General features: G+C 38.6%; 22 protein-coding genes. 9 read left to right on the top strand and 13 right to left on the bottom strand.

Annotated features, from left to right (window positions below; genetic code table 11):
* Positions 1–1,745 precede the first annotated feature (1,745 nt).
* Positions 1,746–3,911: a GumC family protein gene (locus RS893_RS29270; RefSeq protein WP_315789060.1), complete on the top strand. Its 2,166-nt coding sequence runs from the start codon at positions 1,746–1,748 to the stop codon at positions 3,909–3,911.
* Positions 3,912–3,920: 9 nt separating this feature from the next.
* Here RS893_RS29270 and RS893_RS29265 read toward each other — a convergent pair whose 3' ends face one another.
* Both RS893_RS29265 and petJ read right to left on the bottom strand, forming a co-directional pair.
* Positions 3,921–4,940: an aldo/keto reductase gene (locus tag RS893_RS29265; protein ID WP_315789059.1), complete on the bottom strand. Its 1,020-nt coding sequence runs from the start codon at positions 4,938–4,940 to the stop codon at positions 3,921–3,923.
* A gap of 130 nt (positions 4,941–5,070) precedes the next feature.
* A complete protein-coding gene (petJ, locus tag RS893_RS29260) occupies positions 5,071–5,412 on the bottom strand; it encodes a cytochrome c6 PetJ (protein WP_315789058.1) in 342 nt (113 codons plus the stop codon).
* A gap of 135 nt (positions 5,413–5,547) precedes the next feature.
* On the opposite strand from petJ, the gene RS893_RS29255 reads away from it, so the two are divergent.
* Complete coding sequence (locus RS893_RS29255) at positions 5,548–6,336, top strand: histidine kinase (RefSeq protein WP_315789057.1); 789 nt, start codon at positions 5,548–5,550, stop codon at positions 6,334–6,336.
* A 631-nt stretch (positions 6,337–6,967) separates the two neighbouring features.
* Here the strand turns inward: RS893_RS29255 and RS893_RS29250 are convergent.
* From RS893_RS29250 to RS893_RS29235, 4 genes are all read right to left on the bottom strand, one after another.
* Positions 6,968–7,150, bottom strand: coding sequence for a YqaE/Pmp3 family membrane protein (locus RS893_RS29250; RefSeq protein ID WP_009458661.1), 183 nt, complete (start codon positions 7,148–7,150; stop codon positions 6,968–6,970).
* A 160-nt stretch (positions 7,151–7,310) separates the two neighbouring features.
* Positions 7,311–7,712, bottom strand: a complete 402-nt coding sequence (locus tag RS893_RS29245) for a phage holin family protein (RefSeq protein ID WP_315789056.1) — start codon at positions 7,710–7,712, stop codon at positions 7,311–7,313.
* 381 nt (positions 7,713–8,093) lie between these two features.
* Positions 8,094–8,435 carry a 2Fe-2S iron-sulfur cluster-binding protein gene (locus RS893_RS29240; RefSeq protein WP_315789055.1) on the bottom strand — a complete coding sequence of 114 codons (342 nt, stop codon included), beginning with the start codon at positions 8,433–8,435 and terminating at the stop codon, positions 8,094–8,096.
* A gap of 342 nt (positions 8,436–8,777) precedes the next feature.
* Positions 8,778–10,166, bottom strand: coding sequence for an alpha-amylase family glycosyl hydrolase (locus RS893_RS29235; protein WP_315789054.1), 1,389 nt, complete (start codon positions 10,164–10,166; stop codon positions 8,778–8,780).
* A gap of 365 nt (positions 10,167–10,531) precedes the next feature.
* Between RS893_RS29235 and RS893_RS29230 the strand changes: the two genes are divergently transcribed.
* A complete protein-coding gene (locus RS893_RS29230; RefSeq protein ID WP_315789053.1) occupies positions 10,532–13,270 on the top strand; it encodes a CHAT domain-containing protein in 2,739 nt (912 codons plus the stop codon).
* A gap of 90 nt (positions 13,271–13,360) precedes the next feature.
* On the opposite strand, the gene RS893_RS29225 is transcribed toward RS893_RS29230, so the two are convergent.
* From RS893_RS29225 to RS893_RS29200, 6 genes are all read right to left on the bottom strand, one after another.
* Positions 13,361–13,810, bottom strand: a complete 450-nt coding sequence (locus RS893_RS29225; RefSeq protein WP_315789052.1) for an SRPBCC family protein — start codon at positions 13,808–13,810, stop codon at positions 13,361–13,363.
* Between the two features lie 18 nt (positions 13,811–13,828).
* Positions 13,829–14,017, bottom strand: coding sequence for a CPXCG motif-containing cysteine-rich protein (locus tag RS893_RS29220; RefSeq protein ID WP_315789051.1), 189 nt, complete (start codon positions 14,015–14,017; stop codon positions 13,829–13,831).
* 52 nt (positions 14,018–14,069) lie between these two features.
* On the bottom strand, positions 14,070–15,713 hold the full coding sequence (locus tag RS893_RS29215; protein ID WP_315789050.1) for a radical SAM protein: 1,644 nt from the start codon (positions 15,711–15,713) through the stop codon (positions 14,070–14,072).
* A gap of 53 nt (positions 15,714–15,766) precedes the next feature.
* Positions 15,767–16,606 (bottom strand): Rpn family recombination-promoting nuclease/putative transposase, encoded by an 840-nt coding sequence (locus RS893_RS29210; protein ID WP_315789049.1) that lies wholly within the window; start codon positions 16,604–16,606, stop codon positions 15,767–15,769.
* Between the two features lie 201 nt (positions 16,607–16,807).
* Positions 16,808–18,283 carry a pitrilysin family protein gene (locus RS893_RS29205; protein WP_315789048.1) on the bottom strand — a complete coding sequence of 492 codons (1,476 nt, stop codon included), beginning with the start codon at positions 18,281–18,283 and terminating at the stop codon, positions 16,808–16,810.
* Positions 18,284–18,439: 156 nt separating this feature from the next.
* The gene (locus tag RS893_RS29200; protein ID WP_315789047.1) at positions 18,440–20,014 is read right to left on the bottom strand and encodes a pitrilysin family protein; all 1,575 of its coding nucleotides are present in this window, start codon (positions 20,012–20,014) and stop codon (positions 18,440–18,442) included.
* A 150-nt stretch (positions 20,015–20,164) separates the two neighbouring features.
* On the opposite strand from RS893_RS29200, the gene RS893_RS29195 reads away from it, so the two are divergent.
* A complete protein-coding gene (locus tag RS893_RS29195) occupies positions 20,165–20,779 on the top strand; it encodes a TetR/AcrR family transcriptional regulator (RefSeq protein ID WP_315789046.1) in 615 nt (204 codons plus the stop codon).
* On the opposite strand, the gene RS893_RS29190 is transcribed toward RS893_RS29195, so the two are convergent.
* Complete coding sequence (locus tag RS893_RS29190) at positions 20,776–21,213, bottom strand: DUF4332 domain-containing protein (protein ID WP_315789045.1); 438 nt, start codon at positions 21,211–21,213, stop codon at positions 20,776–20,778. The genes RS893_RS29195 and RS893_RS29190 overlap by 4 nt on opposite strands.
* Before the next feature lie 322 nt (positions 21,214–21,535).
* Here RS893_RS29190 and RS893_RS29185 point away from each other — a divergent pair, with 322 nt between their 5' ends.
* The 5 genes from RS893_RS29185 (at position 21,536) to RS893_RS29165 (ending at position 25,464) form a co-directional block, all read left to right on the top strand.
* Positions 21,536–21,757, top strand: coding sequence for a hypothetical protein (locus RS893_RS29185; protein WP_315789044.1), 222 nt, complete (start codon positions 21,536–21,538; stop codon positions 21,755–21,757).
* Between the two features lie 350 nt (positions 21,758–22,107).
* Positions 22,108–22,404: a type II toxin-antitoxin system HigB family toxin gene (locus RS893_RS29180; RefSeq protein ID WP_315789043.1), complete on the top strand. Its 297-nt coding sequence runs from the start codon at positions 22,108–22,110 to the stop codon at positions 22,402–22,404.
* 108 nt (positions 22,405–22,512) lie between these two features.
* Entirely contained in the window at positions 22,513–22,941 is a 429-nt protein-coding gene (locus tag RS893_RS29175) for a transcriptional regulator (RefSeq protein WP_315789042.1), read from the top strand.
* 184 nt (positions 22,942–23,125) lie between these two features.
* On the top strand, positions 23,126–24,508 hold the full coding sequence (locus RS893_RS29170; RefSeq protein ID WP_315789041.1) for an aminopeptidase P family protein: 1,383 nt from the start codon (positions 23,126–23,128) through the stop codon (positions 24,506–24,508).
* A gap of 503 nt (positions 24,509–25,011) precedes the next feature.
* Positions 25,012–25,464 (top strand): phosphate-starvation-inducible PsiE family protein, encoded by a 453-nt coding sequence (locus RS893_RS29165; protein ID WP_315789040.1) that lies wholly within the window; start codon positions 25,012–25,014, stop codon positions 25,462–25,464.
* The last annotated feature ends 8 nt before the right edge of the window (positions 25,465–25,472 follow it).

Below are 25,472 nucleotides of genomic sequence, written 5' to 3'. Positions count from 1 at the left end.
TAATATTTTTTGTCAATACTATACATAAACAGTATTTGTTCGTAGATTCTTATTATAGACATTTATTAGCAGGTAAGTTAATGTTAATTGCATAAAAATAATGATTTTTATGTAAATTTCAACTAATCTTTAAAAAGTAAAGTTTTGCATATTTTTTTCTATATATAGACACCCAAAACAGAGACTAGCGTGAATTTTGCACAAGTAGCTAGCTAGAAAAAATATTCAAACTCAACTAGATATTTGCGATTAGGAATCAATTGCCTGAACGAAAATTTAAATCATCAATCAGAACAGCAATCTCCTGTTTTTAATCCATAAAAAATCTGCTTTTGAGAAATCGATTTCAGAAGTCAGCGTGTTTTAAAAAATAATAAACTAGCAACATAGATTTTATCCTATACAAAATAATATGTTGAATGAAACTGGACTTCAAATTAAGTCGTTAATGGGGACGAAAACAGTTTTGCTAGCTAAATATGTTGTTTACTTCCAACAGGACATAGATTAAGTACTATTTGGAATATTTTTCCAACACAAAGTTCATTTTGCTTGACCGATTTCTATACTAAAGCTGAAAATACTAGTTAGCTACTACCATCAAAGTTAGTATATGTAGTATCAATAACATAGGACATAGGCAAACAAAATTTGTTGAATAGGAACTGTTTTTTATATGATGCTGTTATTAACCCATTTGATTGATTTCTAAAACATTCTCTTAACGATGTTAGTAGCGTGCATCTTTTAAGTAGTTTGATGCTTAGCTAAATCTTTTTAAACTTTATTAAGAACAAATGTATTGATTCATATTTTACATTCCTGGAAGTCATTGTTTTGGTGTTTGTTTGGCAAAACATCTATCTGCATGAGTATGTTATCACGTTTCCAATGAGTTCTTGTATTGAAAATTTTTAAGCTCATATGTTGATCTTATTATACTTTATAATATTGTAATAAATTATACCTATATTCTTACAAAAGTAATTGATTTGCAAGCATAATTCTAAAAATCCCTTATTTTATAGACTTTTATTTTATCCCAAAAAATAGTAACTTTGTAGTTATGTATTGAAAATTACTTTAATATTTTAAATAAGTAGTATTAACGTAATTAAAAATACTTGCTTACAAGAGAAATTGTTAGTACCTCTTTAGTAATAGCATCAAAAATGTTTAAACAATATGCTTAATAGCTTGATCTCAAAATTAATACAATTTATTCCTCTTTTATCACTCTGGTGGTGTAAAACATACTGAATGATGCTTTATCAGTCTGAATCCCACCTTGTAATTAATCTTCCTTACCCGTAGATTTGACAATAAAGAGCCATGCAAAATCCTGGTAAGTCTAAATGCAGATTTAAAATTTTCCCAAACTCATAAAAGAGGATTGTATATATGACAATTAATATGAATAGTTTGATATTGACTGCAACATAAATATTAGTAAATTAAATATATATTTGTTCTGGCTAAACCTGACTAAGTACATTATCAAATACAGTATTAAGCTTAAGTAAGGCAGCACATCAGTAAGATAAAGCAATGATATACTTTATTCACAATGAAAAAATGATTGCAATTGTGTGTTATGGCAGCTATTTTCTACTGAGTGGCTAAATACCATAGAAAAATGACAACTTTAGCTACTCTACTTGCAATTAAAGCTATATTCATACCTTGATTACTTTAGACTTATATAGCAAAGTTAGACCTGGATAATTACCAAATTTTTATAAATTATGGATAATCAATCATATCAATCTTCAAGTTCTGACCGAAATCAGAACTTCTTGCCGCAGCAATTTAGTAATCATTTTCCGCCTTTTCCTTTATCTGAAACTCAAGGGGATGATTGGAATTTACGAGATTTTTTAAGTATTGTCAGGCGACGGGCACTAGTGATAGCCACAGTAGCAGCTGTTGTGATGGTAGCTACAGTATACTCATCCCTAAAGCAAAAACTAGTGTATGAAGGCAGTTTTCGGATATTAGTCGAACCTCTCAATAATGAGAAAAAGTTGCCAGAACTTGATTCCAGCAAAGGTTCTAGTCCATCCAACCCGAGTTTAGATTATGAGAGCCAAATACAGGTTCTCAAGAGTCCAGAACTGATGACAAATATTATCAGAAGATTACAAAGAGATTATCCAGACGTTAACTATAATTATTTAGTAAATTCTCTGACTATTACTCGTCTCGGTGAAACCAAGATTATAGAAGTTCGCTATCAGAGTGATGATCCCACTAAGGTAAAAACTATACTAGACCAAATTGCTAAGACTTACTTAAAATATAGCTTAGAACAGCGACAAACTAGTTTGCGCCAAGGTCTAAAGTTTGTCAGAGAACAACTGCAAGTGATGCAGAGGCGGGTTGATCAACTGCAAAAAGAACAGCAGGTATTTCGTCAAAAGTACGATTTTGTTGATCCAGAAACACAGGCGCAGCAAATAACTGCTCAAGCTGAGAGTTTATCTCAAAAAAGACAAGAGATTGATCAGCAGTTAGCTGTAGCTCGCAACAATTTAGCCAGCTTGCAAGGGAAAGAGGGAACCCAGGCTGCACTAAATGATGCACAATTGTATCAAGAATTACTTAATAAGTTGCGGGAATTAGATGTCCAAATAGCTACTCAGTCAACTCTTTTACAAGAGGAAAACCCTACTGTCCAAAATTTAAAACAAAAACGGGAAAGCCTGTTACCATTGTTGACTCAAGAAGCACAGCGCTTTATGGATACAAAACTGGCTGAGGCGACAACACAACTTCAGGCTTTAGAGGTGCAGAGTCAAGAACTTGCTAAGGTAGAGCAACAACTCGAACAAAAGCGCAAGCAATTACCTGTTTTAACAAGACAATATACTGAATTACAACGGAACTTACAGGTTGCAACTGAAAGTTTGAATCGTTTTCTCAACACCCGTGAAACTCTAGAAATTCAGGTAGCACAAGCTGAGTTGCCTTGGCAATTAATTCAAGCGCCTACTCAGCCAGAAAATCCTGCGTCAGTAAACATCAAACGTAGTTTAATATCGGGATTGTTGGGTGGTTTGGTCTTAGGAATTGGTCTGGCTTTACTACTAGAGAAATTGGACAGTACTTATCATAGTGCTTATGTTCTCAAGCAAAAGATTAAAGAGCCTTTGCTAGGATCTATACCTTTTGAGAAACATCTACAAATCAATCAACAGCATACTTCTTTACCAAGAATTTTGGCAAAGGCAATACCAGATTCCTTACCAAAAGATATCTCTGAACCTAGTGCGATCGCTCCTCAAGATACTAGTAGCTACAGCACAGAGTTCTTAGAAGCTTTACGCGTACTGCATACAAATATTCAACTACTTAGTAGCGATCGCCCAATTAGATCTATAGTTATTACTTCAGCTGTTGCAGGAGATGGCAAATCTACAGTTGCATTCCACTTGGCCGAGATCGCCTGTGCAATGGAACAGCGAGTTTTACTTGTAGATGCTAATTTACGCCAACCCGTGATTCACGAGCTAGCCAATTTAAGTAACTTCTGGGGGTTGAGTAATTTAATTACTACCAACTTACCAGTGACAGAAGCAATTCGACCAGCACCGTTTATGAAGCAACTTTCTGTACTGACTTCTGGGCCAATACCGCCTGATCCAACAAAGTTGCTCTCATCAGAAAAGATGAAACGATTGATGGAAGACTTTGAAAATAGCTATGACTTAGTAATTTATGATGCTCCGCCTTTACTTGGACTAGCTGATGCTAGTTTATTGGCACCTCATACAGATGGCATTTTGTTAGTAGTGAGGATGGAAAAAACAGACTCTTCAGTACTAAAGCGAGCATTAGATAGTTTGAAAACGTCCCGCATGAACGTTTTAGGTGTCGTTAGCAACGATCATAAGCAAAACTCAGCCTATTAAGCCATCAAGCTACCTGCGGTATTCATCACCGCAGTCTCCAATTAGGTGATATAAATCTTGTGACTTGTTAGATATGACATCTATATTATGTATATCTTCAGGATCAAGGCAGAACGTAAAAACCTTGGCGTTATCTGCTATGTGTTCCGACACCCCAAGCTTAGCGCCAACAATTACACCACCCACAGCAGGCTTGTCTAATATATAGCGCACCGCCACATTAACAATACTGACTTGATGCTTCTCAGCAATTTGTTTGAGAGTGGAAAGTAAGTCTTGGAATAACTTCCAACCACCCCAGGCATCGATCATGTTTTTGTATTTTCTTAGACTAGCAGTAGAAAGTTGAAAAACTCCAGGTTCTGGTTGTGCCAAATATTTTTCTGATAGCAAGCCACCGCAGACACTACCGTAAGTAAAAAGTTTTATATCATGCTCTTGACAAAAGCGGATCATATTAACTTCTGGTCGGCGGTCAACTAAAGAAAATTGCACCTGATTAGAAACGATTTTGATCCCTGCATCAATAATAATTTGCAGATGTTCCGTATCGAAGTTAGTTAAAGCTAAATGTTTGATTTTGCCCTCAGTTTGTAATTCTGCCATATATTTAAGGGCTTCGAGATAATTTGGGTCTCGATATTCCCACCAGTGAAATTGCATCAAATCTAGCGAAGTCACATTCATTCTTCTGAGGGAAATATTGATGTTTTCCTCAACAATTTTTCTGGTCATTTTTCCAGGACGAGGAACCCATTTAGTAAAAGCTTGGATGTGAGATAAAGCCTCTTGACCACGAGTTGCAATTAACTGACGTCGAAACTCGCCAATAAAATCTTCTGCTGGGCCGTAGTGATCAGCTAGATCCCAAGTAGTAAAGCCTGCATCCATATACTTAAACATACTTTGGATTGCAGCAGTCGGGTTAATACGTCCATGGGCGCCAGATACCTGCCACATCCCGTTGAGGATGCGACAGATATTTAAGTCAGGAGTAAATTGCAAACGACTTGACGTGGGTAGAGTCATGCGATTTTGGATTTTGGATTGGTTCTAAAGATCAATGATGTTGTTGGTGAATTCGTGAGGGGGTTTATTCATGCAGGAGGTTTAATTTTGAGGCTTCCTGCGAGGAATTATCGGTCATTCTAACTCTTTATTAACGCCAACCTTTTTCAGCCTGTTGTAAAACATAGGCGGCCACATCTTGTATTTGTTGCTCACTCAGACGGTCTTTGTAGGCTGACATATTATTTTTGCCATTGGCAACTATGGAAGCGATCGCTTCTGTTGAATCCATACTATATTTTTTTAGTGCTTTAAGCTTTAAGTTTTTACCTCGCCGGACGATATTACTACCGTTGAGATGACAACCAGCACAATGAACATCAAAGATTTTTGCGCCATTGGTTGTATCTGCGGCTAACGCTGGTTGATTAAAGCTAATTATCAACAGTGTAAATATCAATAGTGCTAATTTTATAACTGTTTTCCCACACATATAATACTACTTTGGTTAGTGATTTTCTATCCTTAGGAAGTACTGCTTTAAAATATCTTACGCCACAATCATAGTGTGACATAGTCAGCCTACGAAATTCTATCCAAATTAGTTAAATCTCAATTTATCTAGAAAATGCCTAACAATATCAAAGAACAAATTAGAACAGACCTTCAACAAGCTAAAGAAACCGGACAGTTGAGGGCAGAGCGAATTCGTGAAATTGTAAAAGCGGCTGTTTCTCAAGTAGTTTCTGAATTCCAAGAAGGATCTACTGAGCTTCGTTCCATTGTTAGAGATGCGGTCTCAGTTGTAGTTGAAAACTTACAAACAAAAGGCAGCGAGTTTAAAGAAAATGTCACAGCTTCAATTGAAGGAGCGCTAGAGGCTGTAAATACTAAAAGACATGAGTCTATTGCAAAAACTCAAGCCCAAGTGAAACAGCTACAATCTCAATTAGATGAGGAAGAAAATAAAATCCAGCAAGAAGTTGATGGAATTTTAGCAGAGATCCAAGAAACTAATAATGTCAATTCTCCTGAGACTAAAACTGCTATTGACTCTGCTATAGATACTATCAAAAATAGTGACGAATTAGCTTTGCTGAGAAGAAGATATGCTCAGCTGCAAGCACAGTTAGCTATTGTCAAAGCTAATTTAGCCGCACGCTATGGTGGACGTTCTGAAGAAGTAAAAAGTTACTTAGATGATGCAAAAAACTGGTTCCAACAAGCTCGTCCCCAAGCAGAAGCAGCAGTTGCTCAAGTGCAACAAAAACATGATCAGTTAGAAGCAAAGATTGGCGAAGCAGGTACTTCACTAGCTAAAAAAGAGCGTCAAATCAGAATAATACTCAGAGATTTATTGTTATCTGCTGCTGATTGGTTAAAAGAAAAAGAACCTGTTGATAAAGTTGGTAAATAACAATAACAATTATGATTCGCCAGTACTTCTAGGGTGGGCATTGCTCATCCTATTTTTTTATGAGAAAAAGACAGTTAATTAAAATGGACTTTAAACTATCAGTCTTGCACTTTAATTTAAGCGTACTCACACCTAAATGCAAGATGAACTTACATTTTCCTAGACACAAATGAAGATGAAGCGTGCTTATCTAATACCAATTCTGTATGAAAATGCGCTGGCGCAATTAATAAAAACGAACCACAAAGAACGCAAAGAACACGAAGAGATATAGAGAGAATTTAACGCAGCTTCACAAAGAAATGGTATAAGAAAGAAGTATTAGACCTCTTGCATGAATCCTAAAAATCACCCTCAATCCCCTGTCAACAGGGAGAAGATTTAGTTCCCTCCCCTTAAACGCTTAGGGTTAGAGTGGGGTAAAAAATAATTGTACAAGAGGTTTATTAATAGTCGTTCTACTAAATTTATGAAAAAAAAGATTACTGACTTTTTAGAAAACTCAGGAATATTGTTTTTTGAGTAATACTAAAAACGAAGTTTTTTAAAATATAAAAAATAAAGCCCGCCGAGGCGAGCTCTATTAATATAGCATGGCTTGGCAATTAGATTGGGAATTTAGTGTCAATAACTAAGATACGGTGTTTAATCTTTCTTCGTATTTAGCGATCGCCCATACACCGTGAATAGCACCAGGAAGCCAACCAAGAAGAGTAAGGAGAATGTTGATGACTAAAGTCGTACTTACTCCATATGTCAAGAAAATGCCCAGAGGAGGTAAAAAGAATCCAAGGAGATAACGAAGTAATTTCATGGTGTTTCGACTGCTGTTGTTTGTAATTTGTTTATTTCTGTTGATAATCTTGCGAAATTAACCGAATTTATGTACTCCTTCTCAGGAGTTAACTTAATTCGATTTTGTGTTTTTGACAGACACGATCGCGTTCACATCTGTCCTAGTTTGATGCTAATAATTAGCTAGAAGGCAACTCCGCTTTGGGTTTTGCTTCTTCACTGCTTGTAAGAGCCAAATTTCTCTCAGCAAAGTATCTGTTGATGAAGGTGCTAGCTAAAGACAGAACTACAGGACCAAGAATAAAAGCTATCAGTCCATGTGCCGAGAAACCAGGCACTAAAAATGCTGCAAGAGAGAAACAGATACCATTAACAATGAGTGAAAATGCTCCTAAAGATAAGAAGTTCAGTGGTAAGGATAAGAAAGATAGAGCTGGTTTAACAGATCCATTAACTAAACCAATAGCTACCGCAGCAATTAAAGCTGCTGGAAAGTTAGCAATATTAACACCAGGAACAACTAAATCGACGATTAGTAAGCTTAAAGCTGTGACTAGGGCAGCTAACAAGTTTCCTGTCATTGTTTTCACCTAAAAAGCAGAAATAGAGGTTTTTATGTTCTAATACCATCTTCAGCTATGTGTTAGTTATTAACCTCTCTAACAGGGTAGATTTTACTTATGCCATTAGGCTGGTATCACAAGACAGAATTTATAAATTTAAAGGTTTAAAGTGGGTAATAATAATTCACTTTTTCCAATAAAATCACAACTTATTTCTTAAGATTTTCTTAATTTTTTTCTTCTAAATTGAAATTAACCTCACCCTTTACCCCTCTCCTTGCTAAGGAGAGGGGTATCCTCTCTTGACGGGGTGAGGTTTTCATGGCAAAGCTCGTGAAATTTTTTCATCGCAACTGCCAGCTACCTCGTTTCTTAAAAGAATAGTTATTTTCAAACTTCTTACTCAGACTTGCTTGCATCAGATTGAAAATAAAGCGAATTTTTATATAAAACTTGTTCCTGATGAGTCTCTAATATGCAATCAGATAAAGGATAAGCAACACAAGTGATAGTGTAACCAGCCGTTATTTCATGCGATCGCAAAAACTTTTGCTCACTTTGGTCAACTTCCCCATCAATAATCTTAGCAACGCAGGCAGAACATTCACCTTGTTTGCATCCAGATGGTAGACGGATACCAGCTTCTTCTGCCATATCAAGGATATATTGATCATCAGGTACTGCGATCATACGGTCTAAACCGATTGCAGAATTGACCAGCCGAACTTGATAAATTGCCATTTGCTTTTCTAATTTGAGAACCACATTTTGTTATTTTCTACTGATTTGGACTGTTGGACAAAATACAATTGCTCCATACACATAAAAGCTACTAAGACAGTAATTCCCCATTGCTTTAGGTTAAGAAATATACTCAAATAACGATACCAGACTGGGAGATAAATATATTACAGCGATCACCTAAACAAAATTTCTGCCGATGTCAGACTCCTACAAAAGGGACAAATAGCTATTTTAAGTAGCCAAACATGGACAACAAGATGAGGCAGTGAAATACTGTCGTCGTACCATTGCTCTTGGTTTCGACTAATCGGCGTTGCTTACAATTGTGTCACTAATGGTTTAAACCTGACATTGATTAAAAGGTTCACGGATAAAGTAGAGTGCATCTCGTCCTTGAACTTCCATGCCACCTCTATTGTTGGTTGCCCAACGAGTTATAAATTTTTTCCCGTTATTGCGACGTTCAATAGCAACGGTAAAGTTATTGCGGAGTTCTCGATAACATCCCTCTAAATTTGTTAAGGTTAAATCTAATGCTGGTACATTGAATTTACTTGCTCCTTTGTTGACAACAAAAAATCCTTCGCTACCTCGTTCCATCAGCAACACCGTGGGACTATCAATCGCTGCTAAAACATTTTCTTTAACGTTTTTCCCCTCTTTTCCTCGTTGACGCATAATCTGGCGAAACTTCACGCCATAGGGGATAAAAGCAGCATCTGCATTATCCCAATTGAGTACTAGGGGAGTACCGCTTTCTCTAGCTAGTACATAAGCCGTTGCTAGGTAAGAGTCAGAGCGATCGCTATACGGGTTGATCGCACTAGAGTTAATCTCGCGGATAGTATCGTGGTTTCTGCCAAAGGTAACGCTACGGGGATCATCGACAGCTTTGGGAACTCGCAGCGATCGCAGATCTCCACCAAAAGTGAATGCATTTTTCAGCGAGTTGTACAGAACAAAGTCTGTAACCGCAGCAATCGAGTTGTAATCTTTGGCACTCGTGTCACTATCTGTGATCACCTCAAGATAATTCCATGTTTTACTTTGGCTTTCTTTGTTGATGTATTTGATGTACTCGTTGACGACATCTGCTGGCATATGCTTGGCAGCATCAAACCGAAATCCATCAATTCCTAGATCAAGTAGTTTCTTTAAATGGGCTTTTTGAATTTTTTTAACATTATTTGTGTATATTAGGTCAGGCAGTCCTCCCAACCAACAATTAATTTCTGAATTTCTATTGCCATCACTATAATTAATGTCACAGGGTTTTTGACCTGGATTACTTGGCACAGTATGAAAATCTTTTATAGAAAGACCTGGAAATTGAGTTAAATTTTCAAAACTATCATTGCCATCTAGATTAGCCATGTGATTAAAAACAACATCAGCAATGACTTTGATATTACAACTGTGGGCTTGATTAATGAGTTTTTTTAAATCATCTTGTGAGCCTCTCCCTGCAATCACGCTGTAGTCTACAGGCTGATAACGCGCCCACCACTCTGGACTGGGATTAGATTTCTGTGTGGGAGGAGTTTGAATATGAGAATACCCTTGATCAGCTAGTTTGCAGACAAACTTTTCAATTTCACTATAGTGCTGATTAAATGCATGAAATATAGCAGTAGGCTGTTCGACTGCAAACGTTTTCACAGGACAAGCAAATATTGTGAAAAGAAGAACTGCACGGTTAATAACGAATTTTTGGAAATGCATAGTCATAAGTGATTTGAAATTTTTGAACTAGGTTTAATACCTAACTCATCTTTCAAGAAGAATATAAATCCTATGCTTATAGACAATCACATATAACAGTTCTTTTTTGAGATTTGAGTTTTTATGCATGCAATCATTAGCGCGATCGCATATTAAATCTCTTGCATAATCAGGCGATCGCTGAGTGTTTATACAGTTTGGAAAAAACAATGCCACACATGAATAATTATGAAACCCCTCCTCAACCGTAGCGCGTAGCGCTACGGTGTACACATCAATGCACATAGCTAAATTATGCGTTGGCTTTGGGAGTATTAAATAATCAATTTGGTATACTCCTGTTTGTACAACCTTCCCAAAAATTTGTTGCTGTGTCTTTTCGCCAACGTCGTTTGGATGCTAGCAGATGGCTAAGAAGAATCTCGCTGGCTTTAGTGAGTACACTTTTGGTTATCTTTGAGTTTAATCTCAACCCAACTATACAAATTGCTGTTCCTTTGGCTCAGGCAAAGAGTTATTCTAACCAGCTAAACGCCCAATCTTTAGTTGAACAAGGTCAAAAACTCTACGAGGCTGGAGATTACACTCAAGCAGTGAAGATTTTACAACAGGCAATAGAGGCTTTTCAAGCTAGTGGAGATCAACTAGGGCAAGCTATGGCGTTTAGCAATCTTGCTTTAGTCGTGAAGCAATTGGGACAGATACAAACTTCCTACAATTACATTACAAAAAGTCTAGAAATTCTTCAGACTCACAGGAATTTACAAGTCCTCGCCCAAACCCTGGAAATTCAGGGAAGTCTGCTATTGGAATTAGGCAAAACTCAGCAAGCTTTGGATAGTTGGAAACAAGCTGTTCGTATTTACACGCAATTAGGGAATGAAGTTGGTAGAGTTCGCAGTTCTATTAATCTTGCCCAAGCTGAACAGACTTTAGGGCTTTACCGTCAAGCCCAAACAAATTTAGAGCAACTAGTTGACTATGTTGTCAAACAACCAGATTCTGTGATTAAAATAACTCTCCTCCGCAGTCTTGGTGATGTTTTGCAATTAGTCGGTGAGTTAGATAAGTCTAAAGAAGTTTTGCAAAAAAGTCATGTTCTTGCTCAAAAATTGCGATCGCCTGACCAATTAGCAGCAACATTACTTAGTATAGGTAATATTCACCGTGTTTTAGGTAATAGAGCTAGCGAGCAGCAAAATACTCTTAGTGAAGAAAGGTTGACGCCTTTACACTGTAGAATCTTGAATGCACAGCAATCCATCTCTGATAAAGCTTCTAGGGCTTATCAACAAGCTGTGCAATATTACGAGCAGGCGGCTACTCTATCTAAATCGCCAGTTGGGCAAATTCAGGCAAAACTCAACCAATTGAGTGTATTACTAGAAATGCACAATTGGTCACAAGCACGGCTGTTATCTGCTGATATCCAACCTCGGTTAACCCAACTTCCTATGAGCCAAACAGCAATTTTTACCCAGATTAACTTGGCTCAGAGTTTAGTTTGTTTCAAACAAGCCACAAACGCAGATATACCTGGATGGCGAGAAATTGCTCAAGATTTCGCAACCGCAATCAATCAGGCTAGAAGTATTGGTGATCAACGTTCAGAGGCTTATGCTTTGGGTGCTTTAGGGGCATTATACCTAGAAACAAAAGACTTAAGTAATGCTCAAAAGCTGACTGAGGAAGCTTTCAAAATCGCTCAGACTATGCAACTAGGAGATATTGCTTATTTGTGGCAATGGCAACTAGGATACATACTCAAGAGCAAAGGTGATATCCAAGGTGCGATCGCATTCTATGACCAAGCATATAATACTCTCCAATCTCTTCGCAACGATTTAGTTGCTCTCAATCCAGATATCCAGTTTTCCTTTCGCGATCATGTCGAACCTGTCTATCGGCAATATGTGGATTTACTTTTGCAACCCCCCCCTGTTTCCCCCGGACAAAAGGGGGGAGTTCAAAAAAACTTACAGCAAGCCCGTAATGTGATTGAAGCTTTGCAGTTCACAGAATTAGAGAACTTTTTTCGGGAAGCCTGTTTGCAACCTGTGCCAAAACAGATTGATGAGGTCGTTGATAAAACTGACACTACAGCAGCAGTCATTTACCCAATTATTTTAAAAGACCGTCTTGAAATCATTCTCAAGTTACCAACACAGAGTGAGCTTTATCACTATACAACTAATCAACAGGCAAACGAAATTGAAAAAAATTTAGAAAAACTACAGTACTTGCTTACACAACCCGACCGTATTAATGACGTCAAAAAAATCTCAGGAAAAGTATATAACTGGTTGATTCAACCACTGGAAAATAAACTAGTAAACACAAATATTAAAACATTGGTATTTGTTCTGGATGGTTCTTTGCGAAACATTCCGATGGCTGTTCTTTATGATCAGCAAGACCAAAAATTTTTAATTCAAAAGTATGCTATTGCTCTAGCTCCAGGTTTGCAGTTAATTGACCCCAAACCGTTGCAAAAAAGAACATTTAATGCTTTAACTGCTGGAGTGAGCAAAGAACGTGAAATTGAAGGTCGCACCTTTTCTCCTCTGACAAATGTAGAAGTCGAATTGAAGACTATTCAGTCAGCAATTCCTAAAACTGAAGAACTTCTCAATCAGACTTTTACTAGAAAAAATGTGCAAAATCAGATGCAAGCATCACCCTACACTGTTGTTCACATCGCAACTCACGGTGAGTTTAGTTCCAATGCTGAAAAGACTTTTATTTTGACTTGGAATCAACTTTTGAAAGTCAAGGATTTTGATAAATTATTGCGCTTAGGTAACTCTAGTAAATCTCGTGCTATTGAATTACTTGTTTTGAGTGCTTGTCAAACTGCTTTAGGAGATAAACGAGCGACTTTAGGACTTGCTGGAATCGCAGTCAGAGCAGGCGCACGCAGCACAGTAGCAACTTTGTGGTCTGTTGACGATGAGTCTACAGCCGAACTGATGAAGGAATTTTATCATGATTTAGAAAATCCTAAGCTTACTAAAGCGGAGAGCCTCCGCCTTGCTCAACTCTCTTTATTAAAGAAAGCTGAAATTCCCTATGTGTGGGCCCCCTATGTTTTGGTGGGGAATTGGTTGTAGAGACCGGGGAACTCACCGACCCCTGGCGGGGATTAGAGGCAATAGGGAGGTAGGAAGGTCACACCTGGGGAGCATCTGTCTCCTCCCACCTCATCTTCCCTCACACTCTCGTCTCGTGATGTGATGGCGATAGCGAAACATTGCTTCTAGTTGCACATTAACCAACCAACCACCCAAAAATTCGACTGGATCTCCACCAGGTAAAGAAAAAGAAATTTCATCAGTTAACCTAGTTTTACCATTTTCCGTTTCAAATCGATGCCGATGCACCCAATAATCGAAGGGGCCAGATATTTGTTCATCAGTAAATAAATGATATTCTTCGTATTCGGTATGACGTGCCAACCAACGCAAAGGCAATGGCCCCAAAAAAAGCCGAAATTCCGTCACAGCACCTACACCCAACCCTCCCTCGCGACGCATGACTTGTACAGGTTGCCAAGGTGGGGTAAGCAGTTGCAAAACATCTGGCCTTTCATGAAATCGCCAAACCACTTCTACGGGTGCATTAATCACTGAGGAGTACTTATAGTCCAGCATTGAGAACAACCTCAAAATTTAGCCTTCATATTCAGTATCAATCTCAATTTCCAAAGTCTCTTCATCGACACGAATATATAAAATATTGGGACAACAGCAAACCTGACAATCTTCCACATAAGATTGCTGTCCCCCTGCACTCAAGTCAATAAAAGTCAGACTTGGTTCCCCACAATAAGCACAATAAAACTCTGCTGTAGTTTGCATTTATCAATTTTGAATTTGGATTGCTAATAGCTAATGAATAATCTTCTTATCATCAACCATTAACAGTTAGCAATTGCTCAGATGGTTTAAACTGACTTGTGGCTTCTGCTAGATGCTTTTGCAGAGTAGACTGTGGTAGAGACCCATGTAAATGATACCAAGGTAAGATTTGCTCACTCGACCAATTGGCATGAACATAAAAATCTAAATCAGGTAGTTTCCCTTTGAGTTCCTTAAAGGCACGTTTGTAGCTACCAAGAGAATCCCCAAAGTTGCGAGTCAGTTCTAGTAAGTGTGATAATCTGCGATCGCCCCTTGATATCAAAGCTTGGATCATAGACCAATTGTAACTTTCCGGGCGAAAATCTATCCCTTGGGGCTTGAGTTGTTTTTGTAAGAACTGCAAGCGTTTTTCTGCTTGGCGATTCACGCCAAACCATTGAAATGGTGTATGGGACTTGGGTACAAAGGTACTGCATCCCAATGTTAACCGTAAACCAGGAGCAGCTTTTTTGATTTCGCGCATCATTGTGACAGTAGCATCTAAATCCTCTGGTTCCTCACCAGGAATTCCTACCATCCCGTAGAGTTTTAAACCTGTTAATCCGCCTGCTTTAGCATTGATTGCTGCTTGGATAATCTCGTGATTGTGCAGCTTTTTATTAATAATTTGCCGTAATCTTTCTGATCCACTTTCTACAGCAATTGTCAAAGATTTAGTATCTCGTTTCGCTAAAGTTTGTGCTAATTGTACCGTAACAGTATTAGTTCGCACCGAAGCAATACTCAACCGGACATCATCGTATTTTGGCTGACTAATGTAATTTAATAAATTCTCAAATTCAGGATGTTGAGTTACTGAAGCACCCAGTAATCCCAGCCGATTTGTCACAGCTAGACCTCTCTCAATTGCTGGGATTAATGACTCTTCAATACTCGCAGTTCTAAAAGGTAAAGTGAGATAACTTGCCAAACAGAAACGACACATTTCTGGACAGCTTCTGACCACTTCTACCATGTAAATATTTTCCCAAGCTGCCTTTTCGGTTACTACCGTTGAAGCTGATAAAATATTGCCACGATAAGTTTGCTTTTGCACTACAGCCGGAATTTCTGATGCGATTGGATTAATAGATTTAATTCCGCCATCAACGTCATAATATTCCACTGCATACAAACTCGGAACATAAATTCCTGGTACTTGTGCTAGTACTTTTAGTTGAGTTTGCCGATCTGCATTTCTCACTGCTTTATAAGCATCAATAAAATTACCAAGCAGATTTTCACCATCCCCCAAAAGAATGACATCAAAAAAATCAGCAAAAGGTTCTGGGTTAGCAGTGAGGACAGCCCCACCACCAAAAACTATGGGATGATGAGCATCACGATTAACTGTGCGGATAGGAACATCTAAAGATGCCAGCAAATTCAAAATATTCACATAATCTAATTCCCAAGACACAGAAAAACCGAGTAATTCTGCTTTTTTGGGAAGTGATTCATGCACATCAGTAAACAGGCGGCTCACCTGTACATCTGCACGCATAGCCAAAGTCGCCCATACTATTTGATAGCCAAGGCTAGTGATACCCACAGTGTACTCGTTAGGAAAAGCAAAAATAGTGGGAATAGCGTTAGTTTCAGGGGTAGCGGGTGTGAATAAAAGGCGTTCAGCAGAAAAAACAGATGATGTCACAGGTAATAATTTCAGGAAGATAATGTTTATCTATATCTAATTTTGTGCCTATACTAATCTAACTTGCTGAACCAAGTTTCTAAATCTGCTTGAACCTGAAAATCTAGCAACGCTTCACCAAGATTTTCTAATTGTTCTAAAGAGAGATTTTCAATTCGTTCTAGTATTTGTTGCGGTAATTCTCCCACACGCCGAGTCAGTTGACGGAGAATTAGCGATCGCTCTCCTTCTTGTCGTCCTCGTTGTTCTCCCCGTTGTTCTCCTTCTGCAAGGATTTCTTGATAAATTACTGACTCGCGCATCATACCCTCCCGAAATAAGTTTCTAATCAAGTCTTTTTTATATTTTAACCCCGCTAAAATTTGGGTATAAGCGGAAATTTCTGCCCGTTGTTGTGGTTCAAGTTGATTAACTCGTTCCACAACTTGTTTTAATAACGCTTGGGGTTGAGTAGTTGCTGTCAGTGGTGCTAATGGTAATAAAGCCTGGTTATTGAGGAATAGTTCCGGGTTTTCTTCCCAGATACGAATTACACGATATTCATGACGGGTGGTTTCAAGATTGAAAGCGGTTTCACTGACTGTTTCTGGTGTCGGAGGAAGCAATAATACGACAACTTGCGTAATCGGTAGACGATATAACCGATATAACCTTACCCAATAATCGAGCATCCGCAGGGGTAGAGGTGGTATGGATTCAAGTTTGGTTTGAAACTCTAAATGGAGAATACGTTCTTGTAATTGTAGAAATGTGACGTAATCAGCACGAATCGGTTCGATACTCAATTCGGTTTTCAGGACGGTGACAGCAGTTTGTGGTGTTCCTAATACCCAACTAGCAAAGGTGACGGGATGTTTTTCCGACAGGAGTTTGCACAGGTTATCAAACGACATTGACAATGGATAATAATCTCACAAAGCATTGAGATTATCTCGTAGATTGTGGTTAAAGGATCGCCTGAGTTGAAGTTGAGTATATTTACCTCAACTTTATAAAAATTAACTCTTAAATCATGCAGAGACGCTGCAATGCAACGTTTCTACATGATTTAAATATCAATGTATTTGTCTTATGCGAAGCGTATTGAAATCAACCTAACTTTGTGCTTGGGGTAATCGAGGAATAGTCACATCTATTGATGTTACTTGTTTAGCTAACTGTGTCAAAGGTGGATTAATTGCCGTTTGATTCCCCACAACCAAAGTTACTAACGCATCTGGTTTCAAGTATTTCTGTGCAACTCTTTGGACATCAGCTGCTGTGGTTGCTGCTACTGCTTTTTGATAGCGGAAGAGAAAATCAGAAGGATAGCCATAATATTCATATCGCATCAAGCGCGATAAAGTTTGCGCGGGGTCTTCAAAATTGAACACAAACGAATTGAGAGTAGATTCCTTGGCATAAGCCAATTCTTTAGGTGTGACTGGTTGAGTTTGTAAACGTTTAATTTCTGTTTGCAAAGCCTTCACAAACTGTACAGTTGCATCCGATCGCGTTTGTCCACCAGCAATGAATACACCAGGATAATCATAACGCGGACTCCAGTAACCGTATACAGAGTAAGCTAAACCTTGACGCGATCGCACTTCATTAAACAAACGTCCACCAAAACCATTTAATACCCCATTTAACACATCCAACGCTGGGTAGTCAGGATTGTTAAATTGTCCTCCCAAATGACCAATGAGAATGCTACTCTGAGTCAGTTGTGGCTGATTCACAAAAAATACACCGCCACCTTTGGCTGTAACTTGTGGTAACTGGGGTTTAGTAAAATTGGGATTGAGTTTCCAGTCACCAAACTTTGCTTGAATCAAGGATTTCATCTTTTTAGGATCAAAATCGCCCACAATCCCCAAAATCATATTGTTGGGATAAAAATACTGTTGGTAAAACTTCACTAAATCTGGACGAGAAATTTTAGCCAACGTCCCATACTCTGTTGTACGGGCATAAGGACTTTCCTTACCGTAGACTAATTTCTTAAATTCCCGTTGGGCAATTTCATTAGGATCATCATTGCGGCGGGAAATCTTACCCCGCTCTTGCGTCTTTGCTAGTGCTAGTTTATCCTCAGCAAAAATAGGTTCACGCAGGATCTCAGCAAACAACCCCAATACAGTTTCGACATCTTCACTCAGTGCTTCAAAACTAGCAGTACCACTAGTTTCACTAATATCAGTCTCTACCGAAGCTGCCCGTTGTTCCAACATCTGATTTAACTCATCAGGCGTGTGAGAACGAGTTCCCCCAGTCCGCATCACCGTCCCTACCATCTGAGCTAAGCCTACTTTATCTAATGGTTCAAAGCGATCGCCAGTACCAATCAACGCTGCACCATTAACTAACGGTAATTCGTGATTTTCCATCAAATAAACCACCATACCGTTATTCAACTTATACCGCTCATACTTCGGTAACTTAATCTCAGCTAATGGTGCAAACTCTAACTCTGTATAGTGCTTCGCTGCTGTTGCCGCCCAAGAAAAATTAAAAGTTAAAAGTACCAAGGCAAAAGCAGCAACCACTGCATAAACTAATCCCTTAAATTTCAAACTTTGGATTTTCATCTGCTTTTTGCCCGTTCTTTTATACCTCTTCATACCTTACTTTGTGTCCTTTATTGTCAAAACCAGCTAGTCAATAAATAGGGGTGTAGGGGAATAAGGGTGTACCTTTTCCCGTGTCTCCCTTGTCTCCCTTGTCCTCCGTGTCCTCCGTGTCCCTCATCCCTGTTGTGACAACAGCTTACCAATTGTGCGATTTTCGGCAGTAAAAGTTGCCTTTGCTACTCGCTGAACATCCGCAGCCGTCACAGCTTCCAATTTGTCCAACTGCTTAAATAAATTTCGCCAAGAACCAGTTTTCACCTCATACTCCAACAACTGCTGCGCCATGCCCATATTAGAATCAAGCGATCGCAACAATTCTGCCCTCGCTTTAGTTTTGACTCGATCTAATTCCATAGTTGACACAGGTTCAGTCTTGAGTTTGTCAATTTCCTGGCGTAAAGCGACCGCGACTTCATCAACCGTATGACCCGGAGCCGTGAGAGCATAAAATAACATCAAATTCGGATACTTATCACCGGGAAAACCACTAAAACCTTGGGCAGAAAGTGCTAATTGCTGTTTTTCTACTAAAGATTTATACAGACGTGATGTCCGTCCATCACTGAGCAAACTACCAATAATTTCATACACAGCATCATCTGGATGGGTCAGTGCCGGACGATGATAACCTTCCAAATACCAAGGTTGAGAATTTAACTTGACACTCACTTCTCGCGTTTGTTTTTGTGGCGGTTCTACTGGCAGTTTTGCCACAGCTTTAGGTTTAGCTTTGTAGCGTCCAAAGTAGATTTGCGCTAGTCTTTTAACTTCGTTCGGGTTGACATCTCCCACAACAGCCATAGTTAAATTACTCGGTGCATAGTAGGCATCGAAAAACTTTTGCACATCTTGCCGTGTCAAGTTACGGATATCTTCGTCATAACCAATGATTGGACGCCTGTAGGGATGGACTTGAAAAGCTGTATCGATAAACTTTTCTAACATCAGTCCAATCGGAGAATTGTCTACCCGTAGGCGTCGTTCTTCCAAAATCACATTTTTTTCTTTATAAAACTCCCGAAACACAGGTTCAAGAAAACGTTCTGATTCCAGCGACATCCACAATTCCAATTTGTTAGCAGGAAAGCTGTAAAAATAACGAGTGGCTTCTGTGGAGGTATTAGCATTTAAATTTACACCTCCTGCCTGTTCCACAATTCGTCCCAATTCATTTTGATTGACAAGTTTGGCTGCTTGTGCTTCTACTTGCTCAAATTGCGTTGTCAATTTAGCCACTTCATCTTTGTTGCCGCCAGCTTGGGCAATTTCAATTTGGGCAGCTAGTTGATCCAACTTGTCTAGTAAGGGCTTTTCTGCTTTGTAGTCTTTTGTACCAATTCTCGTCGTACCTTTAAATGCTAAATGTTCTAAAAAATGGGCTACACCAGTTTTTTTATCTGGTTCATCAACACCACCGACATCAGCATAGGTAAGAAAAGAAACAACTGGTGCTTGATGGCGTTCTAAGACAATGAACTTCATCCCATTATCAAGACGAAACTCCGTCAACTGCTTAATCACTCGATCCAGATAGGGTTGAATTGAGCTTTGGGCTGGTAGAGTTTGAGTTTTAGCGAAAGCAACTTCTGGTGATAATCCCCACCACAAAGTCAATGCTAAAAGCAAAATGGCGATCAGACGACTTGCTTTGTATTTCAACATTGGCAATCCAAAATTGGCATGATTCATAAGCAAAATTAGAAGTAAAGTTTTGTTACTGAAAACCCGGGGTACTTGCGAGTAGAGCGTTAATCTTGTATTAAGCTTTCTGTGTTTTTTGTACTTGTCGTAAGACAATAATGCTACGAGTCCTGTTCCGGATATTTCACTATAACTGTTATGCGTGTTTTTAATTCTCCTCCGCCATCAGAGGCACAAACCCGTGGCCGTATTTTACAGGCAGCACGGCGCTTGTTTGCCTCTCAGGGATTTGATGGCACCACCACCCGCGACTTAGCACAAGCAGCAGGAGTCGCGGAAGGGACGCTATTTCGTCATTTTCCGAATAAAAAGGCCATTTTGGTAGAGGTAGCGACTGCTGGCTGGGTGGAGATTCTCACCGATCTGCTGACAGAATTAAGTGAAATGGGCAGTTATAAAGCTGTGGCACAGGTAATGCGCCGCCGGATGTGGAACATGCAAAAAAGTGCCGACTTGATGCGGGTGTGTTTCATGGAGGCACAATTTCACCCAGATTTGCGTGATCGCATCCAGTCAGAAGTGATTGATAAAATGACTGATGTTGCCGAAGCCTTTTTCCAAACCGCAATGGATAAAGGCATTTATCGCCAAATGGATGCCAAATTGGTGGCGAAAGTCTTCTTGGGAATGTTTGCGATCGCAGGCTTTTCTCACAATACCCTCATGGAACCTGATGCTTCCCCTCAACAAATGCAGCAAATGGCAGAAGGACTCGCTGATATTTTTCTCAATGGTGTAGTAGCCAAAGATTAGGCGATCGCTTGAGCTTGTTGAACCCACTGCTGTACTTGTTCAACAGAAGGACATAAATCCCGCCGTTGCATTGTCGCTACCTGCAAGCGCAAAATTTGTTTGTGTAATCTGTGAGTGGGAAGAGTCGCCAGCAAGGCTACAGAACCGACACCAGCATGAAGTAACAAGCCACAATACTGAGTACCAACGCTAGGAATCCGCGCTAAATCTGCTAATGCTACCCATTTATTGACATACTGAAGATTTATTTGCAGTTTATTGGCAAGTTTTACTTTAGCCTGAAGAGTTTGACTTTGTTCAATTAGCGCTTTTGTAGTGGCAATACCGCAGTTTTGCAGTTGAGATACTTCTTGTTGAGATAATCCTGGTAATTGTTCAATCGGCCAGTCACAGGATTTTACAAAATTAACAGGCGCTTTAGGTTTAGGAGACATTTCTACAATTTAACAATAAGTTCGCACTTACTAAATTAACGTTGATCACAAAAATCTTTCATCCATAGAGAACATCGTAATATTTGTGACCAACATCGTAATTTTCTTAATGAATGAAATAACATTTGCCACAAACAGAAAGCGATCGCAAATACAGCGCTGTAACAATTAAATTTAAGTACCGACGCAAAGATATTTATCCATATTTCAAAAAACAGAAATCGCTGTATTTCTTCACTATTCACCGTTCCCCGTTCCCTAACTTAAAAATTCCAACTCGCAGTACCTTAAAAATAAGTAAAGTTTCAAAACATCAAAATTTATGTTACATAAAAACGAACGCTGGAGAAAAATTGGGAGTATTTTCGCTGCTGCTAGCTTGGTGATCTTACCAGGGGGATTAGTTGCTTGTAACTTTGGCGGGGGAGATGAACCTCAAGAGCAACAAGAGAATAACACAAATCAATCAGAGTCAGATGACGATGATAACGATAGACAAAATAACCAACGGCAGAATAACGATGATGACGATGACGATGACTAGAAATTCAATTCAGTGAACAGTTATCAGTTATCAGGCATCTTCTGGGAACATATAAGCACCACCAAAGCCCAACACCAAATTAGTGTGGTGTTTCGCCAGTAATGAAACTGATCACTGATAACCATATTTAGATAAATAAATTATCTTACAAAGTGTTGGCGATATTTGGCAAACTAACAATTTATGAGCATAAATACTCAAAAGTGTGATATTGGTAATTAACTTCGCAATTCGCTAAGCTTATTCTAAGCCTTATTAAAATAGGGTTTTTAATCATATACAGCCAAGGATGTTCTAAGTGGAGGATTTATGTTGACCTTAGTAACAAAATCAATAGGAAGATCATACAAATGCGTATTATTTCAGAAACTAGACTCAAGCAAGCTTGTGAAAAGTACCCTGATGCAGAGTCTAGTATACGAGCTTGGATAAAGCTTGTAAAAGCGCAAGAGTGGAAAAGTTTTGCTGATGTAAAAGCTACTTCCATCTTTGCACCAGACCAAGTTAAAAACTTCGTCATTTTTGATATTGGAGGAAACAAATATAGGTTAATAACCTGTATTAACTATAAAAGGAAAGCTATATACATTTGTGATTTTCTAACTCATGCAGAATATGATAAAGATAAATGGAAAAATGACGAATAGTTTGATAGTGAATAGTTATTAAAGTTCCTATGACGACAACACAAATAAAATTGATACAACATCAATCTTAGTGACAACAGTTAAGAAAACGATTCTAAAAATGACAAAATGCGAAATAATCTCACATACACTGAGTTACTTATTAATTTTCCTCCACGCATCATAAAATCTGAAGAGGATTTTCAGAAAACACAAGCTTGTGTAGATCGCTTACTTGATAAAGGTGAACTGACTCAAGCAGAAGAAGATTATCTAGATTTACTTGGTGTCTTAATTAGTGAATACGAACAAGGACAAGATTTAGTACCAGATATTTATGGTGTAGAACTTCTTAAGGTTTTGATTGAAGAATTAAATTTAAAACAAAAAGATTTAGTTCCTATTTTCAAAACAGAATCAATCGTTTCTGATGTTCTTAACGGCAAGCGTAAGTTAACAGTTGAACACATTCAAAAACTTGGGGAATTTTTTAAGGTTTCACCAGTTGTATTTTTTCCAGCAAATCCCCATTATAAGGATTCATTAGGGGTAACCTAATTCTAATTAGCTAATTATTTCAAAATATATTTTAGAAACGGCAAGCTCCTATCATACATAAAGCTTTTTATTTGATAGAGGTCAGATCAGGTGTAGGTTGTGAGGCTTGCACCCTGTTGACTAAAGACATTTATACACCTAAAGGGCTTGTTAAACCGCAACTTATACTTAACTTTCCTCTGCCATGCTCATCCATAATACCTGCACTTCCCTTATTGAGACGCTACGCCAGCGCAGACAAAAATTAGCTACCCGTATTAATTTTCCAGCAATTCTTTGGTCAGGAAACAGCAGTCCACGCAATTTTCCAGCCAATGTTTTTCCTTTCCGGGCTAGCAGCCATTTTCTCTACTTTGCAGGATTACCTCTATCAAATGCCGCTATTCGCCTCGAAGCAGGGAAGTTAGAATTATTCATTGATGATCCTGCACCTAGTAGTGCCTTGTGGTATGGTGAAATGCCCAATCGAGAAGCAATAGCTACCCAAATTGGGGCAGATGCAGCTTATCCAATGGCAGAATTAGAGTTATATCTAGAAGGATCAGCAACAATTCCTGTCCAAGATCCAGCTACGTGGACACAACAATCACAACTATTGAACAGATGGGTACTACCACGAAATCAACTGCAAAGCATTGATTTAGAGTTAGCCCAAGCCATTATCGAGTTACGTCTCACCCACGATCAAGGAGCATTAGCCGAATTGCGAAAAGCTGCTGCTGTCACCGTTGAAGCACATCAAGCAGGTATGGCAGCAACACCAAGCGCCAAAATAGAAGCACAAGTGCGCGCAGCGATGGAAAAAGTCATCATCGCCCAAAATATGACTACTGCCTACCACAGTATCGTTACCGTTCACGGCGAAGTTCTACATAACGAACAGTATCATCACTCTCTACAACCAGGTGACTTATTGCTTGCTGATGTCGGTGCTGAAACAGAAATGGGTTGGGCAAGTGATGTGACTCGTACTTGGCCTGTAAGTGGGAAATTTTCATCTACCCAACGGGATATTTATGATGTAGTCTTGGCAGCCCATGATGCTTGTATTGCCCAGGTGCGGCCTGGTGTAGAATACCGAGATATTCATCTGTTGGCATGTACTGTTATTGCCCAAGGTTTAGTAGATTTAGGCATTTTGCGAGGAGATGCTGAAAACTTGGTAGAAAGGGATGCCCATTCCTTATTTTTTCCTCATGGTATTGGTCATTTGCTGGGTTTGGATGTCCATGATATGGAAGACTTGGGGGATTTAGCCGCATATGAACCAGGAAGAGAAAGAAGCGATCGCTTTGGTTTAAGATATTTGCGTTTAAATCGTCCTTTACACTCAGGCATGTTAGTCACAATTGAGCCTGGTTTTTATCAAGTTCCAGCAATTATAAATGATCAAAAAGTACGTTCTACATACCAATATACAGTTAACTGGGAGCGTTTATCTCAGTTCGCTGATGTGCGTGGCATCCGCATTGAAGATGATATTTTGGTTACAAATAATGGTTGCGAAGTGCTAACAGATGCTTTGCCAACAAATGCTAGTGCAATAGAGGAATTAGTTAGTGGCTAGTCTTACATCCGTCTTGAAAATGGGTGTGGGGATGTAAGGGTGTAGGAGGAGTGAAATTTTCATTCCCTCGTTGTGAACAATTGCCCGTGGAAGTCTTGCACCACGTCCAAAACTTTAGTTTAGGGCCCAAAGTACCCAAGGAGTGAAAACGAGATATAACCTTTGTCCTAGTTAGCTTTAAGCTAACAATTAGCTTTTAGCCAATTTTATTTAAGGCAAGATATTTTTATTTTTGCCACAGGTCTATATGTTGGTTTCCAACATTTATTGTGGGCAAATACAATATTAGCGGAAAACTTATTTAATTTTTATAAGCATATCTAAATCTAATGCTTTATATATATTTTTATTTATGAATAAAAATAATTCTAGTGCAATAACTTTTGTAGATTGATTCGAGTTTACAAGACCTAATAGTATTATTTTCCCCAAGGGGTTGACCCCGGAATCATAACCAAGTTATGTAATTGCTATCACCGATTATCTAGCAGAGGGTGTGGCAAATGAGAAAACTGTTTAAGCGCATTCGGCAAACAGGACAAGACGAAAACTTTATGCACCTGATTGAAAACATAGAGGTGCTTGTATCAAAAATTCTCTCTGTGATGATGGTGGTAGTAATTTTTGTGGCTGTGTTTGATTTAGGTATTTTTTTATTGAGAGAATTGTTTGATACGCCATATGGTAAGTTCAACACAACTTTATTTAAAATTTTTGGCTTGTTTTTAAATATTTTGATTGCTTTAGAAATTCTTGAGAATATCACAGGTTATCTCAAAAAACATGTTCTACAAGTAGAATTAGTAATTGTAACTTCTTTAATTGCTGTAGCACGTAAAATTATTATTTTGGATTTAGACAAAGTTTCTGGAATTGATATTATCGGTTTAGGCATCGCTCTACTTGCTCTTTCAATTAGTTATTGGATAATCCGTCGAACTAACAGTAAAAATTAAATACAGGG

The organism is Fischerella sp. JS2, assembly GCF_032393985.1.
In the GTDB taxonomy this organism is placed as follows: Bacteria; Cyanobacteriota; Cyanobacteriia; order Cyanobacteriales; family Nostocaceae; genus Fischerella.
This window is presented reverse-complemented; position numbering and strand designations above follow the sequence as displayed.